Raw genomic sequence first — 14,609 nt, forward strand, 5'->3', positions numbered from 1 at the left:
ACTACCTGAAGCAACACCGCTTATATACCCGCACACTTGGAATTATTTGAGTCTCTAAAAATGAGGGGATCTCTGAGGTGTTGGCCGCCTTGTCCACCCTGATGTTATCTACCAGTGCCTTGGCCACTTACCGGGTCGACGTGCAATGTCTTGATCGGGTCATGTTGACCGATGTGCATGCTGGTTATATCAAATCGGCCAGTGGCGGCCCCGACGCGGGCAATGCGGTGGTGATTTCATGGGAAAAGAATTATGAGCAGGGCAGCACGAGCTTCCATGTCTTCAAGAACCTGAATGATTACCCCGGCAGGGGCATGTTCGAGATGGCCCTGCTGGCGCTGGAACGCGGCCTGCCGGTCAGTGCCTGGGGCAATGACTCCCAATGCTCCGGTGGGATTCATCAGTTGAAGATTACCCGCAGCTTCAACCCCTAATCCTGCCCGCGCACTGATTCGTGCGATAAAGGGAGTGAACACCAAGCCGGGCCAGGCAGCTGCGCCCGGCTTTAACAACCCGCGCGACCGTCGCTTGCCTTGCACTGCAACATGCGAAGCAGCGTCGCCACGTATCTCACCTGTTCATGTCAACTCGGCCGGGACGATACCTCTGAGCCGGATAGGCAGCCCGCCGATTTGGGCATATCTTGTCGAGGCGGCTCTGCCAGGGTGACAGGGCCCCTTCACGAGGTAAAAAGATGAAACGAGCAATCCTGGCCGCCCTGCTGGCCGTCACCATGGCCGCCGGTGCGCAGGCCGCCGACAAGGTCACCACTGTCCCGGTGCAGTTTGCCAAGGGGGCCCACAGCGCCCAGCTCAAGGGCAGCTTTACCGGCTATGACACCATCCATTACACGCTGGTGGCCAAAGCGGGCCAGACCATGACGGTCAAGATCGGCGGCAGCAGCAACGCCAACTTCAATGTCTTCGCCCCCGGCGCCCAACCCGGCCAGGCCGAGGCGCTGGGCAGCAACGATGGCGATGGTCAGTGGCAAGGCGCCCTGCCCGCCTCCGGCAAGTACCTGATCCAGGTCTATCAGATGCGTGCCTCCGCCCGCCGTGGCGAGCAGGTGCCCCACACCCTGGCGGTCAGTATCCAGTAAACCCCGCCCACAGGATGCCCGTGCAACCACCGTCATGCCCCCATTCCGGGGTGGGCATGACGGTGGCCTGCTGGTAGGGTGGTGTCATCAATTAATCAACGACCGAGACAGCCATGCAACGCAAAACCCTGGCCCTGCTGCTGGCCAGCCATCTGCTGGTGGGCGCCGCCGGCTTTGCGGCCGGCATCTATGCCCTGCCGATCCTGATCGCCCCACCCGCCCCCGCCAACGAGCAGGTTGCCGCCCGGCAGGCTCAGGCCAGCTTTCACGGCACCTTTCGTCGGGATCTGCAAGACAGCGACCGGCTGCACTGGGGCGAAGGGCAGGTCAGCATCGGGCCCGATGCCATCAGCCTGATGGGCAAGCTGGCACCGGGCCCCGACTACCAGCTCTACCTGTCGCCCACCTTCGTCGAGACCGAGGCCGATTTTGCCCGCCTGAAGGAGAAGATGGTGAAAATCGGACCGGTGAAGACCTTCGACAACTTTATCGTCCCCCTCCCTGCCAATGTGAACCCGGCCGACTACGACAGCGTGATCATCTGGTGCGAGACCTTCGGCCAGTTCATCACCGCCGCCCGCTACCGGCAGTAGCACCACAGGTGACCGTCAGTGCTGCATCATAAAAAACGGCGCCATCAGGCGCCGTTTTTTGTCGCAGTCTGCCGGGGCAGGCCGGGGGGGTCAGCCGGTGTAGACGGGCAGCATGCCCGCCATGTTGAGCAGGTGGAACGCCGCGGTCAGTACCCCGAACAGGAAGACGCCGGCGATCATCGGCATGCCGCCCGGCGCCCGGAAGCCATCCTGTTTGTCACCTTGCTTGCCCTTGCCGGCGCGCACCTTCCAGGCCAGCAGGGCCGGGATGATGCAGGTCCACAGGGTAGCCACGGCGCCCGCGTAACCGATGGCCATCAGGAAGCCGAACGGGAACAGCAGGGAGAGCAGCAGCGGCGGCAGGAAGGTGGCCGCCCACGACTTGGCGCGGCCGCCACGGCCGTTGTCGAACTTGAACAGATCCGCCAGATAGTCGAACACCCCCAGCCCCACCCCGATGAAGGAGGAGAGGATGGCAGCCATGGAGAAGAGGTTGAGGGCGCTGGCGACCGCCTCGGATTCGATCACCGAGGCCAGCGCCTTGAGCAGCACGTCGACGTTGCCGCCCTGGGCCACCACGGGGCCGAACTCGCTGCGCGGCAGGTTGCCGAACACGCTCACCAGCCAGATGAGGTAGAACAGCAGCGCGATGGCGGTGCCGCCGAGGATGGCGTAACGGGCGCGGCGCTCCTCACCGTAGTAGGCGCGCATGGACGACACCGAGTGGTGATAACCAAACGAGGTGAGCGCCACCGGCAGCATGGCCAGCGCATAGGGGGCATAGCTGGCGTGCTCGCTCAGGGTATCGAACAGCAGGGTCGGCTTGATGTTGAGCGACAGGCCCGAGATGCCGAACACGAAGCTCAGCCCCATGGCGATGACCAGCACTACTGAGATGCGATCCACCGCCCGGGTGGAGTGCCACACCAGGCCGGAGAAGCCAAGGGTAAACAGGACCGAGCCCCACTGGCTGCCAATGCCGGTCATGCCGTCGATGATGAGGCCGGCCGAGGTGATGTAGGCGTAGAGCAGGATGCCGCCGACGAAATAGACGGTGAGGTTGTTGAGGGCGTTGAGCTTCTCCCCCAGCAGTTCGCGGGTGACGGTATCGAACGACACGCGCAGCGGATAGCCCTGATAAGACTCCAGCAGCATCCAGCCGGAGAGCGTCATCACGATCATGGTCAGGGTGATGGCCAGCACCGACCAGATGGTCCAGGCGCCCGCCCCCGCACTCGGCAAGCCCAGCATGCCGGCCCCTACACAGACGCCGGCAATGATGCATGCCCCGCCCACCAACGATGGTTTCTGTCCCATTTACTTCTCCAAAGACGATTGTGGATCTGATCGCGACCGCGGACCGTTGCATTTGCTACGCCGGTTGTCATGGTAGATCGCGCTCATCTAGGTGCCGGCGCCCGGCGCTAGCTGCTTCGCAAGGGAAGCAAGGTGCGCTCAAGGCGGGCTGCCGGCCCGACACGGCAGCAGGGCCGCATGTCGGGGAAGGGACTTTACCCTGCTACCCCTCAGGTATCAAATGCGGGTGCATGTTCAGGCTGCCCAACGGGCCCTTCGCAGACAGCCTGCAACTGGCTCCTTGTGACTCAATGAGTGAGTTGCGGCAATAGTTGCAGCAGGTGGGCGCGATCTGCCAGCGGCGTCTGGCTGACCCAGATCCCCAGCAGGCCGTAAGCGAGCAGCGGCAGCACCAGCAGCAACAGGCAGAGCAGCCCCAGCAGCTGGCGAGGCGCGAGCCGGCGCCCCTGCGTGCCCAAGTGCAGCGCATCGGCCCGCTTGGGGCAGGCGGCCACGCAGCTCAGGCAGCTGGTGCACTCGAGACTGCGCACCGCGATGAGCTGGTGCACCTGGATGCGCGACGGGCAGGCCCGGCTGCACTTGTCGCAGTCGTGACCCGCACTGCGCAGGCAGCGGGCCGGGTCACGGCGAATGCGCAGTGGGGTCAGCAGGCCGAGCAGGGCCAGCCAGGCGCCATAGGGACAAAGGTAGCGGCAGAAGCCCTGGCGGAAGGTGGCGGTGAGCAGCAGCACCCAGCCAAGGCACAGACCCGAGATCAGGGTCAGGTTGAAGAAGAAGGCTCCCATCTTCATGTCCGCCGCCTGATGGTAGGGGCTGGTGAAGTAGCCGGGCAGGGCGGCGCCTGGCACCGCGATCAACACGATAAACAACAGGAACGCGAGCACCAGAAACTTCTGGCCGCGCAACACGGCATCGAGCCAGCGCGGCGGCGTCCACTCCCCCGTTATCCATCGGCTGCGCAGGCCGTGCAGCCACTCACCCACCAGCCCGAGCGGGCAGAACCAGGCGCAGAACGCCCGCCCCAGCAGCAGAGCCGACAGCGAGAGCACCAGTACAGTCACGGTGGCCGCCGGATGGTGCGGATCCACCAGCCCCTGTCCGAGCCAGGCCCGCAGCCCGAGCCCGCCGGCGATGGGCAGGAAGCCGTCCACCACGTCAGGGCGCACCAGCCAGGGGCTCATCCCCTGCCCCAGCTGCCAGACATGCAAGCCGTACTGCAGCGTCACCAGCCCCCAGCAGAGCAACAGCAGCTGGCGTGTGCGCGCCCGCAACCACTGGCTGTCGAGCGCCTCGAGGGCGGGCAGCGGCCGCCACTGGTGCCAGAGAGCAAGCGCACCGGCCACCAGCCCCACGCCGAGCCAGAGCAGGCTGTCCGCCGCCAGCAACCAGAGCATGAGCAGCAGGCCGAGGGCAAGACGCCACTGCCAGCCCGATCGCGCCTGCCAGCCCGATCGCGCCTGCCACGCCAGCAGCACCAGATAGGCCAGGCCGGCGGCCATGGTCACGGCTTCGATCACGCTCATGTTTCCCTCACTGCCTCATCCACCACTGGCGGCAAGGATAACGGACATCTGAATTGATTATTTTGATCTGCATGGGTAGAGGGGGACATTTGCGCCCACCCCCCCTCCCCATGGTTACACCTTATGCCTTGCGGCTGTTGAACAGCGGCTGGTCGGATTCGGCCTGCTCGGCCCAGAAGTGGATGTTGAAGCGGGCATCCTCCGACAGCTCGACCCTGTGCCAGTACTGGGGCGGGCTGGTGGCAAACTCCCCGGCCCGGATCACCAGGCTCACCTCGGGCTCCTCGGCCTGTTCGTCGGCAAAGCCGTGATAGGTGACGGTCCCCTCCATCACGCAGAGCTGGCCGAACACCCCGGCCGCGGTGTTGTGGTGGGTGAGCAGGGCCGGGGGCACATTCTGGCGGGTGAAGAAGGGGGTGGAGCGGCGTACTACCCAGTGAGACGGAATCCGTTGCATGGCCATATCGGTTCTCCTCAGATGGCCGGGTCGACCCGGCCGGTGCAATGAAAGGGGTTAACGGGGCAGCTGACGCAGCAGCGGGAAGGCGGCGCTCATCTGGTCGCCCCCCACCACGAAGCCGCACAGCTCGCCGGCTTCATCGCGCGCCTCGGCCACCATGCCGTGGCTGTTCCAGCGACACTGCCAGGCGAGATCCTCGCCCTTGGTGCGGCCGGCCAGTTGCAGCGGGTAGCGCGGCGTCTTCACCTTCACCAGCATGGGCGGCAAGGTCAGCGGGGTCGGCGTGCCGAGCAGGGTGTGCGCCAGCGCATTGGCGCCCAGCACTATGGGTTGCAGGAAGGGGAGCAACTGGCCCTGCCACTGCACGCAGTCCCCCAACGCGAAGATATGGGGGTCGCTGGTCTGCAGCCGATCGTCGACCAGGATACCGCGCTCCACGGCCAGCCCGGCCCCGCGGGCCAGGGCCAGATTCGGCCGCAGGCCGATCGCGGCGATCACCAGATCCTGCTCGCTGGTACGGCCATCGGTCAGGGTCACCCGCCAGCCATCGCCCGGCTGGGCATCTATCCTGGCGAGACCTGTCCCGCACTGCAGGCTGACCCCCTGGCTGCGCAGCGCCTGTTGCAGCGGCTGGGTCAGAGTGGCGGGCAGCAGGGCGCTGAGCGGGCTATCGGCCAGATCCAGCAGGGTGACCTCGCGGCCATCGCTCGCCATGTCCATCGCCAGCTCGCAGCCGATGAGGCCGGCCCCCAGCACCAGGATGCGGCGGGCCTGCTGGATTGCCCCCTCGGCGGCGGCATACTCCTGCTGGCTGTTGAGGGTGACCAGATGCTCGCTGCCCGGCAGCTCGGGGCGTACCGCGCTGGCACCGGTGGCCAGCACCAGCCGGCCATAGGGGAAGCTGCCCTGCTCGGTCAGCACCAACCGCCGGGCAGGGTCGATGCCAAGTACCGGGCAGTGGGGCAGCAGCGCGATGCGCTGCTGCTCGGCAAAGTCGCTGCCGCTCTGACGGGTCATGGCCGCGGCGGCGCAGCCCCGGCTCACCACGTGGCTCAAGTCCGGCTTGTTGTACTCGTCGCCGCTGTCGGCGGTGATGAGGCGGATGGGCTGCTCGGCGTCCAGCTTGCGCAGGCTCTTGACCAGCTGCTGGGCGGCGAAGCCGCTGCCGATCACCACAATCTCGTCGCGCTGGGGGATGGTACTCATACGCAGGCCTCCACGGCGCAGGGTTCGAATACCTCCTTGCCGATGCCGCAACCCGGGCAGAGGAAGCTGTCAGGTACCTGGGCCCAGGGGGTGCCCGGCGCCACCAGCTGATCCGGCTCCCCCTGGGCCGGGTCATAGACCCACTGGCAGACGGTGCAGAGCATGGCCTGGTCGTCGTCCCATTCGGCGGTGGCCGCTGCGGCTTTCAACTCAACAGCAGGCATCGCGGGGACGGGTGTCACGGCTGTCTGAGTGGCGGTGATCGGACGGGGCGCCTCCAGCGGATGCAGTGCCCACTGACGGGCGAGCTGACGGCCGTGCTCGCGGCATTCGGCCAGCGCCGAGCCATCCGGGCGCCACTTGGCCTTGAGGGAGATGCTGATGTCAAAACCCGCATCCATCAGCCGGGTCTGGATCCGGTCCACCGCGCCGCCGGTCCAGCCGTAGCTGCCGAAGGCCGAGGCGCGCTTGTTGCGAAAACGCAGGCCGGTGATCTCCTCGAGCATGCCCGCCACCTTGGGCATCATGACGTTGTTCATGGTGGAGGAGCCCACCAGAATGCCCTTGGAGCGGAACACCTGGGTCAGGATCTCGTTCTTGTCGTGGCGGGCCACGTTGTAGATCTTCACCGCCACGCCCGGGTCCACCTCGTGGATGCCCTGGGCGATGGCGTCGGCCATCATGCGGGTATTGTTGGACATGGAGTCGTAGAAGAGGGTGATGCGATCTTCTTGGTAGTGGTCGGCCCACTCCAGGTATTTCAGGATGATCTGGGTGGGGTCCTCACGCCAGACGATGCCATGGGAGGTGGCCACCATGCTCACCGGCAGGTTGAAACCGAGCACTTCCTTGATCTTGGCGGTCACCAGCGGGCTGAAGGGGGTGAGAATGTTGGCGTAGTAGCGCTGGCACTGCTCCATCAGCTCGGTCTGATCTACCTCGTCGTTGAACAGGTGCTCGTCGCAGTAGTGCTGGCCGAAGGCGTCGTTGGAGAACAGCACCGCGTCCTCGGTCATATAGGTCATCATGCTGTCGGGCCAGTGCAGCATGGGGGTCTCGATGAATACCAGCTGCTTGCCGTTGCCGATGTCCAGGCTGTCGCCGGTCTTGACCGGGTGGAAGTTCCACTCCGGGTGGTGATGATGGCCGGTGATGGAGTCGATGGCGTTGTGGGTGCAGTAGATGGGGGTGCCGGGGATGCGGGCCATCAGCTCGGTCAGGGCGCCGGCGTGATCCTCCTCGGCGTGGTTGATCACCACATAGTCGATGGCAGCGAGATCGATCTCCGCCGCCAGGTTCTGCACGAACTCACGGCTGAACTTGTGATCGACGGTATCGATCAGCACATTCTTCCCTTCGCGGATGAGATAGCTGTTGTAGCTGGTGCCCTTGTGGGTCTTGTACTCGGTACCGTGGAAGTCGCGTACCTCCCAGTCCCGTTGGCCGACCCAGTGGATGTTGTTCTTGACGTGAATGCTCATCAGGCAGTTCCTCGAATGCAATAGTGTATGTTCGACTGAACCAGCTATTGCAGCGGACGTGCCAACATATAACTCATTGTTTTTATTGGTAACAAAAACCAGTGATTGTCATTTAGACAGTCACCACTTATAGTCAAAATCACAAACACACTGTCATTTGGACAATCATCGTGATCTCGACCGACAGCCTGGCGCGCATCGCCCTCGACCTGCAACTCGGCATCTCCCATCAGGACCGCTTCCACCGCCTGATCCAGAGCGTGCGCAGCCTGCTGAACTCGGATGCCTCGGCCCTGCTGCGCTACGAGGGGGGCCAGTTCATCCCGCTGGCCATCGACGGCCTGATGCAGGACGTGCTGGGGCGCCGCTTCGCCCTCAAGGATCACCCGCGCATGGAGGCCATCGCCCGCGCCGGCGACGTGGTGCGCTTCCCCGCCGACAGCAGCCTGCCCGACCCCTATGACGGCCTGCTGCCGGATCACGATGACTTCAAGGTGCACGCCTGCGTCGGCCTGCCGCTGTTCTCGGATCAGGCGCTGATCGGTGCGCTGACCATAGACGGCATGAATCCGACCCAGTTCGACGCCATCAGCGACGAGGAGCTGCGGCTGGTGGGCGCCCTGGCCGCCGCCGCCCTGAGCAACGCACTGCTGCTGGAGCGGCTCGCCCGCCAGAGCAGCGAGCCGCTGGTCCCCGGCACCCGGCCCGGGCCGGAGCAGCCGGAGATGATCGGCCAGTCCCCCGCCATGGCCCGGCTGCGCCACGAGATCGAGGTAGTCGCCAGCTCGGAGCTGAACGTGCTGATCCTGGGGGAGACCGGGGTCGGCAAGGAGCTGATCGCCAAGGCGGTGCATCGCGGTTCCCAGCGCGCCAAAGCCCCGCTGGTCTACCTCAACTGCGCCGCCCTGCCCGAATCCGTGGCCGAAAGCGAGCTGTTCGGCCACGTGAAGGGGGCCTTCACCGGCGCCATCCACAACCGGGCGGGCAAGTTCGAGCTGGCGGATCAGGGCACCCTGTTCCTCGACGAGATCGGCGAGCTCTCTCTGCCGCTGCAGGCCAAGCTGCTGCGAGTGCTGCAATACGGCGATCTGCAGCGGATCGGCGACGATACCCCGCTCAAGGTGAACGTGCGCATCTTGGCGGCCACCAACCGGGATCTGAAGCAGGCGGTGGTCGAAGGGCAGTTCCGGGCCGACCTCTACCACCGGCTGAGCGTGTTCCCGATCCACGCCCCGGCGCTGCGCGAGCGCCCCGGCGACATTCCCCTGCTGGCCGGTTACTTTTGCGAACGCTGCCGGCTCAGCCTGGGGCTGGAGCGGCTGCGCATCCAGCCGCAGGCGCTGCAACTGCTCGAGCGCCACGACTGGCCCGGCAACGTGCGGGAACTCGAGCACGCCATCCACCGCGCCGCCGTGCTGGCGCGGGCCGAACAGGGCAGCCAGGCCCCGACTCTCGCCAGCCATCACTTCAACCTGGCGGCCGGCCCCCTGCCCCCCTCCACCAGCCCCGCCATGGCGCCAATGACCACCCCCTTGCCCGGCGGCCTTGGCCTGCGGGCCGCCACCGACGCCTTCCAGCTTGCGCTGATCGAGCAGACCCTGGCCGCCCATGACGGCAATTGGGCCGCTACCGCCCGCGCACTGGAGCTCGACAGCGGCAACCTGCACCGGCTCGCCAAGCGGCTCGGCCTCAAGGCCTGAGGCGTCCATTCAGGGCCCATCAAACAAAAACCCCCTCGCTGGCGAGGGGGTTTGCATATGCAGCAAGATGGGGGGCAGGCTAGCCGCGGGCGCGGCGCAGGTGGTAGTCGACGTGATAGTCGTTGGCATTGCGGAACATGATGGAGTAGTTGAGAAACTCGCCGTTCTCACCGTATGAGAGCGAGGTGAGCCGCAGGATGGGCGCCCCCTGCTCGATATGCAACAGCGCGGCCATGCGCCGGTCGGCCAGCACGGCGCTGAAGCTCTCGTAGTTGCCGGCGATGGGGAGCTGGCACTCGTTCTCGATGTAGGCGAACTTGGATCCCTCCAGATGGGCCACCGAGAGGGTGCGAAACAGCCGCACCGGCATGTAGCTCTCCTCCACCAGCAGGGCCCGGCCGTCCACCGAGCGCACCCGGTTGGAGAAGTAGACCGGCTCGTTCACCTTGATCCTGAGCTGGCTGGCGATGGCGGGCGGGGCCGGCATGGTGCGAAACTCCAGCACCTCGCTGGTCAGGCTGCGGCCCTGTTCACGCATCAGCTCGGTGAAACCGCTCAGCCCCTTGGTCTCGTGCTGCACGTCCTTCTTGGTCACGTAGGTGCCGCTGCCGTGGCGCCGCTCCACCAGCCCCCACTCGATCAGCATGTCCACCGCCTTGCGCACCGTCATCCGCGATACCCCGAACTGACTCGCCAGGGTTTTCTCGCTCGGCAGGACATCCCCCACCCGGCAATCTGCCCCGTTGACCCGGATACGCAACCGATCCGCCACCGATTTATAGATCACTGCTAGACCTCTCTTTACCCAGCCGGGGTGGCGACCCATTTGCTCGCCTTTATTTCAACTAGCTGAAAATAAACAATTTTAAATTCAAATAACCCGATAAAAACGTCACAAAAACAAGACGTACAACAATATCGCAAAATTTAGATCTCTTTGTCTAAATAAGTGCATGCGTCGGATCACATAACCACCACATATTTCATGAGGGCCTGATCGCTTGTTGTTAGGTTCAATTCAGCAATACGACAACAGCAGTCAGACAATTCTCTAATAAAAAGGGACGCTATATGCTCAGTCAAATTCAACGTTTTGGCGGGGCAATGTTTACGCCTGTATTACTGTTTCCATTCGCAGGTATGGTGGTAGGCATTGCAATCATGCTGAAAAATCCCATGTTCGTGGGAGAGACACTGGCAAATCCTCAGGGACTGTTTTTTCAAATAGTCCATATTATTGAAGAGGGTGGCTGGACGGTATTTCGAAATATGCCGCTGATATTTGCCATCGGCCTGCCGATCGGGCTGGCAAACAAGGCTCAGGCCCGCGCCTGCCTCTCCGTGCTGGTCAGCTTCATGACCTGGAACTACTTCATCAATGCCATGGGGATGACCTGGGGCGACTATTTCGGGGTCGACTTCAACCAGGCGGTGGGTGGTGAGAGCGGGCTGGCCATGGTGGCCGGCATCAAGACCCTGGACACCAGCATCATAGGTGCCATCGCCATCTCCGGCATCGTCACCGCCCTGCACAACCGGTTGTTCGACCGACAGCTGCCGGTCTTTCTCGGCATCTTCCAGGGCAGTTCGTTCGTCACCATCGTCGCCTTCTTCGTGATGATCCCCTGCGCCTGGCTGACCCTGCTGGGCTGGCCCAAGGTACAGATGGGCATCGCCTCCCTGCAGGAGTTCATGCTGGTCTCCGGCCCGCTCGGCGTCTGGGTTTACACCTTCCTCGAGCGGATCCTGATCCCGACCGGCCTGCACCACTTCATCTACGGCCCCTTCATCTTCGGCCCGGCCGCGGTGGAAGGTGGCATCCAGCTCTACTGGGCCCAGCACATGCTGGAGTTCAGCCAGAGCACCCGGCCGCTGATCGAGCTGTTCCCCCAGGGCGGCTTCGCCCTGCACGGCAACTCCAAGATCTTCGGGGCCATGGGGATTGCGCTCGCCATCTACGCCACCGCCGCCAGAGAGAACAAGGCCAAGGTGGCCGGCCTGCTGATCCCGGCCACCCTGACCGCCATGCTGGTGGGGATCACCGAGCCGCTCGAGTTCACCTTCCTCTTCATCTCGCCCCTGCTGTTCGCCATCCATGCCCTGCTGGCGGCCACCATGGCGACCGTGATGTACCTATTCGGGGTCGTCGGCAACATGGGCGGGGGTCTGCTCGACCAGTTCCTGCCGCAGAACTGGATCCCCATGTTCCACAATCACGCCGGCATGATGTTTACCCAGATTGCCATCGGCCTGACCTTTACCGGGATCTGGTTCCTGATATTCCGCACGCTCATTCTGAAATTCAATTTGAAAACCCCAGGGCGGGATGAAAGCGAAATAAAACTGTATTCCAAGGCTGATTATCAGGCCGCCAAAAAACAGCGTGGCCATGATATTGCCGGCCATATTCTGGCGGCGCTCGGTGGCGCGGAAAATATCAACAGCCTGAACAACTGCGCCACCCGGCTGCGCATATCGCTGCGTGATGCGAGCCTGGCAGCACCGGATGATGCTTTCAAACAATTGGGTGCCCACGGCGTGGTCCGCCACGGTGACAGCATCCAGATCATTATCGGTCTGCATGTGCCCCAGCTAAGGGAAAACATGGAGAGCCTGATGAACAACCCCTCCTCCTCTTCTTTCGTAACGGAGTCATGATCATGAAAAAATTCTCTGTCGTCATTGCCGGCGGTGGCAGCACCTTTACCCCGGGCATCGTTCTCATGCTGCTGGAGAACCAGCACCGCTTCCCGCTGCGGGAGATCAAGTTCTACGACAACGATGGCGCCCGCCAGGAGGTGATCGCCGAAGCCTGCCGCGTCCTGCTGCGGGAGCAGGCCCCGGACATAGCCTTCAGCTATGGCACCGACCCCAAGGCGGCCTTCAGCGGGGTGGACTTCGTGATGGCCCATATCCGGGTCGGCAAGTACCCCATGCGCGAGCTGGACGAGAAGATCCCGCTGCGTCATGGCGTGGTCGGCCAGGAGACCTGCGGCCCGGGCGGCATCGCCTACGGCATGCGCTCCATCGGCGGCGTGCTGGAGCTGGTCGATTACATGGAGCAGTACTCGCCGGATGCCTGGATGCTGAACTACTCCAACCCGGCCGCCATCGTGGCCGAGGCGACCCGTCGCCTGCGCCCCCACGCCAGGATCCTCAACATCTGCGACATGCCCATCGGCATCGAGGGACGAATGGCCCAGATCGCCGGCCTGCCGTCACGCAAGGAGATGCGGGTACGCTACTACGGCCTCAACCACTTCGGCTGGTGGACCCGCATCGAGGATCTGGCGGGCAATGACCTGATGCCGGCCATCAAGGCCCACGTGGCCAAACACGGCTATGTGCCCAAGCAGGCCGGCCACGCCGAGGCCAGCTGGAACGACACCTTCGCCAAGGCCAAGGACGTGTGGGCCCTTGATCCGGACACCCTGCCCAACACCTATCTGAAGTACTATCTCTACCCGGACTATGTGGTGGCCCACTCCAATCCGGAGCACACCCGCGCCAACGAGGTGATGGAGCACCGCGAGAAACACGTGTTCAGCGCCTGCCGCGCCATCGTGGCGGCCGGCAACGCCGCGGCCGGCGAGCTGGAGATCGACGAGCACGCCTCCTACATAGTGGATCTGGCCACCGCCATCGCCTTCAACACCCAGGAGCGGATGCTGCTGATCGTGCCGAACCGGGGCGCCATCCCCAACTTCGACCCGGAGGCCATGGTCGAGATCCCCTGCCTGGTGGGCAGCAGCGGCCCCGAGCCGCTGCAGGTGGGCAACATCCCGCTGTTCCAGCAGGGCATGATGGGTCAACAGGTGGCCGTCGAGAAGCTGGTGGTGGAGGCGTGGATCGAGCGTTCCTATCAGAAGCTGTGGCAGGCGATCACCCTCTCCAAGACGGTGCCGAGCGCCTCGGTGGCCAAAACCATCCTGGACGACCTGATCGCCGCCAACAAGGAGTACTGGCCGCCACTGCAATAAACGCAGGCCAAACAAAAACCCCCTCGCTGGCGAGGGGGTTTTCTTGTTGATGGCTCTGCCGTGGCGCGATCAGCGCAGGGACTTGACCGAGCGGCGGACGATCAGCTCCGGCTGGACCGTCATCGACTCGACTTCCAGCTCCTTGTTGCGGATCCGGCTCACCAGCTGCTGCACCGCCAACAGGCCGAGCTCGGCCTTGGGGTGGCGGATGGTGGTCAGCGGCGGGCTGGAGAAGCGCGCCATCTCCACGTCGTCATAACCGATCATGGAGATGTCGTCCGGCACCTTGACCCCGGCTTCCCAGGCGGCGCAGATGGCGCCGATCGCCATGGGATCGTCGAAGGCAAACACCGCGGTCGGCCGCGGCTTGAGCGCCAGGATCCGCTGCATGGCATCGAATCCGCTCTGGCTCTCGTAATCCCCTTCGAAGATCTGCTCGTCTTTCAGGGTCAGCCCCTGCTCGCCCAGGGCATCGCGCACCCCGTCCAGCCGCTGCTGGGTGGTCGGCTTGGCCAGCTGACCCGTGATGCAGACGATGTCGCGGTGACCCTGCTCCAGCAGGTGGCGCACCGCCAGGCGCGCACCGATGCGGGCGTTGTCGTTGATGACGTTGGCAAAGTCACACTCGGTACCCCAGTCCAGCACCACTTGCGGCACGTTCTTGTGGATGCGCAGCATGTCGCGCAGCGGGGTATCGATGTCGGTTCCCAACACCAGCAGACCGTCGACCCGCTTCTCCATCAGCATGCGCAGGTAGTGCTGCTGACGGGGCGGCTGGTTCTCGGTATTGCAGAGGATCAGGCTGTAGCCCTGCTCGAAGCAATACGCCTCCACCCCTTGCACCACTTCCGCAAAGAAGGGGTTGGCACTGGTGGTCACCAGCATGCCGATGGTCTTGGTCGAGTTTATCTTGAGGCTGCGCGCTACCGAGTTGGGCGCGTAGTTGAGTTCTGCCACCGCCTCAAGCACTTTTTGGGTTGCGTCTTCGCTGACCCGACGGGTGTGATTGAGTACATGTGAGACGGTGGAGATGGATACGCCTGCGCGGGAGGCGACATCCTTGATAGTGGCCATCTCTGTCTCCTGAAGATCAAAGGCGGAACATTAGCAGATTTCCCGAATAAAGGCTTGGTTTTAACGAGCACTGCCAATGAATTGTCAATGCTGGCTAATCTAGGCGCTCCTTTCTATTTGCGCAAACGGATTTTGGTCAAAATGGGAGCAGTGTCAGGGTAAAATATCGTCAGTTT

The 14,609-nt window shown here is 63.7% G+C and carries 13 protein-coding genes; 6 read left to right on the forward strand and 7 right to left on the reverse strand.

Annotated elements, in window-relative coordinates; all coding sequences use genetic code 11:
• The first annotated feature begins 101 nt into the window (after positions 1-101).
• The 3 genes from PG899_RS19065 (at position 102) to PG899_RS19075 (ending at position 1,692) form a co-directional block, all read left to right on the forward strand.
• Positions 102-434 carry a hypothetical protein gene (locus PG899_RS19065; RefSeq protein WP_333563656.1) on the forward strand — a complete coding sequence of 111 codons (333 nt, stop codon included), beginning with the start codon at positions 102-104 and terminating at the stop codon, positions 432-434.
• Positions 435-694: 260 nt separating this feature from the next.
• Positions 695-1,099 (forward strand): hypothetical protein, encoded by a 405-nt coding sequence (locus tag PG899_RS19070; protein WP_010635548.1) that lies wholly within the window; start codon positions 695-697, stop codon positions 1,097-1,099.
• Between the two features lie 113 nt (positions 1,100-1,212).
• Positions 1,213-1,692, forward strand: a complete 480-nt coding sequence (locus tag PG899_RS19075; protein ID WP_049045714.1) for a DM13 domain-containing protein — start codon at positions 1,213-1,215, stop codon at positions 1,690-1,692.
• 90 nt (positions 1,693-1,782) lie between these two features.
• Here the strand turns inward: PG899_RS19075 and PG899_RS19080 are convergent, their stop codons facing one another.
• From PG899_RS19080 to norV, 5 genes are all read right to left on the reverse strand, one after another.
• Entirely contained in the window at positions 1,783-3,009 is a 1,227-nt protein-coding gene (locus tag PG899_RS19080) for an aromatic amino acid transporter (protein ID WP_043126334.1), read from the reverse strand.
• A gap of 287 nt (positions 3,010-3,296) precedes the next feature.
• Positions 3,297-4,532, reverse strand: coding sequence for a 4Fe-4S binding protein (locus PG899_RS19085; protein WP_077098221.1), 1,236 nt, complete (start codon positions 4,530-4,532; stop codon positions 3,297-3,299).
• Between the two features lie 121 nt (positions 4,533-4,653).
• The gene (locus PG899_RS19090) at positions 4,654-4,995 is read right to left on the reverse strand and encodes a DUF1971 domain-containing protein (RefSeq protein ID WP_077098219.1); all 342 of its coding nucleotides are present in this window, start codon (positions 4,993-4,995) and stop codon (positions 4,654-4,656) included.
• Positions 4,996-5,046: 51 nt separating this feature from the next.
• Positions 5,047-6,198 carry an NADH:flavorubredoxin reductase NorW gene (gene norW, locus PG899_RS19095; protein WP_077098218.1) on the reverse strand — a complete coding sequence of 384 codons (1,152 nt, stop codon included), beginning with the start codon at positions 6,196-6,198 and terminating at the stop codon, positions 5,047-5,049.
• Positions 6,195-7,679: an anaerobic nitric oxide reductase flavorubredoxin gene (gene norV / locus PG899_RS19100; protein ID WP_077098216.1), complete on the reverse strand. Its 1,485-nt coding sequence runs from the start codon at positions 7,677-7,679 to the stop codon at positions 6,195-6,197. The genes norW and norV overlap by 4 nt, the downstream gene beginning before the upstream one ends.
• Before the next feature lie 170 nt (positions 7,680-7,849).
• On the opposite strand from norV, the gene norR reads away from it, so the two are divergent.
• Positions 7,850-9,379 carry a nitric oxide reductase transcriptional regulator NorR gene (gene norR, locus PG899_RS19105; protein WP_252411315.1) on the forward strand — a complete coding sequence of 510 codons (1,530 nt, stop codon included), beginning with the start codon at positions 7,850-7,852 and terminating at the stop codon, positions 9,377-9,379.
• A gap of 79 nt (positions 9,380-9,458) precedes the next feature.
• Here the strand turns inward: norR and PG899_RS19110 are convergent, their stop codons facing one another.
• On the reverse strand, positions 9,459-10,166 hold the full coding sequence (locus PG899_RS19110) for a GntR family transcriptional regulator (RefSeq protein ID WP_077096681.1): 708 nt from the start codon (positions 10,164-10,166) through the stop codon (positions 9,459-9,461).
• Between the two features lie 284 nt (positions 10,167-10,450).
• Between PG899_RS19110 and PG899_RS19115 the strand changes: the two genes are divergently transcribed.
• Both PG899_RS19115 and PG899_RS19120 read left to right on the forward strand, forming a co-directional pair.
• Positions 10,451-12,037 carry an alpha-glucoside-specific PTS transporter subunit IIBC gene (locus PG899_RS19115; RefSeq protein WP_049045702.1) on the forward strand — a complete coding sequence of 529 codons (1,587 nt, stop codon included), beginning with the start codon at positions 10,451-10,453 and terminating at the stop codon, positions 12,035-12,037.
• Between the two features lie 2 nt (positions 12,038-12,039).
• The gene (locus tag PG899_RS19120) at positions 12,040-13,359 is read left to right on the forward strand and encodes a 6-phospho-alpha-glucosidase (protein ID WP_077096683.1); all 1,320 of its coding nucleotides are present in this window, start codon (positions 12,040-12,042) and stop codon (positions 13,357-13,359) included.
• Positions 13,360-13,428: 69 nt separating this feature from the next.
• Here the strand turns inward: PG899_RS19120 and PG899_RS19125 are convergent, their stop codons facing one another.
• Complete coding sequence (locus PG899_RS19125) at positions 13,429-14,433, reverse strand: substrate-binding domain-containing protein (protein WP_011704143.1); 1,005 nt, start codon at positions 14,431-14,433, stop codon at positions 13,429-13,431.
• Positions 14,434-14,609: the final 176 nt, after the last annotated feature.

Origin of the sequence: Aeromonas sp. QDB39 (assembly GCF_027707585.1) — a bacterium.
Lineage (GTDB): Bacteria > Pseudomonadota > Gammaproteobacteria > Enterobacterales > Aeromonadaceae > Aeromonas > Aeromonas hydrophila.

Excerpts from the sequence above, each read along its gene's own strand:
- PG899_RS19090 (WP_077098219.1), bottom strand. The coding sequence starts at position 4,995 with ATGGCCATGCAACGGATTCCGTCTCACTGGGTAGTACGCCGCTCCACC.
- PG899_RS19085 (WP_077098221.1), bottom strand. The coding sequence starts at position 4,532 with ATGAGCGTGATCGAAGCCGTGACCATGGCCGCCGGCCTGGCCTATCTG.
- PG899_RS19125 (WP_011704143.1), bottom strand. The coding sequence starts at position 14,433 with ATGGCCACTATCAAGGATGTCGCCTCCCGCGCAGGCGTATCCATCTCC.
- PG899_RS19065 (WP_333563656.1), top strand. The coding sequence starts at position 102 with ATGTTATCTACCAGTGCCTTGGCCACTTACCGGGTCGACGTGCAATGT.
- PG899_RS19120 (WP_077096683.1), top strand. The coding sequence starts at position 12,040 with ATGAAAAAATTCTCTGTCGTCATTGCCGGCGGTGGCAGCACCTTTACC.
- PG899_RS19075 (WP_049045714.1), top strand. The coding sequence starts at position 1,213 with ATGCAACGCAAAACCCTGGCCCTGCTGCTGGCCAGCCATCTGCTGGTG.
- PG899_RS19070 (WP_010635548.1), top strand. The coding sequence starts at position 695 with ATGAAACGAGCAATCCTGGCCGCCCTGCTGGCCGTCACCATGGCCGCC.
- norV (WP_077098216.1), bottom strand. The coding sequence starts at position 7,679 with ATGAGCATTCACGTCAAGAACAACATCCACTGGGTCGGCCAACGGGAC.
- norW (WP_077098218.1), bottom strand. The coding sequence starts at position 6,198 with ATGAGTACCATCCCCCAGCGCGACGAGATTGTGGTGATCGGCAGCGGC.
- PG899_RS19115 (WP_049045702.1), top strand. The coding sequence starts at position 10,451 with ATGCTCAGTCAAATTCAACGTTTTGGCGGGGCAATGTTTACGCCTGTA.
- PG899_RS19080 (WP_043126334.1), bottom strand. The coding sequence starts at position 3,009 with ATGGGACAGAAACCATCGTTGGTGGGCGGGGCATGCATCATTGCCGGC.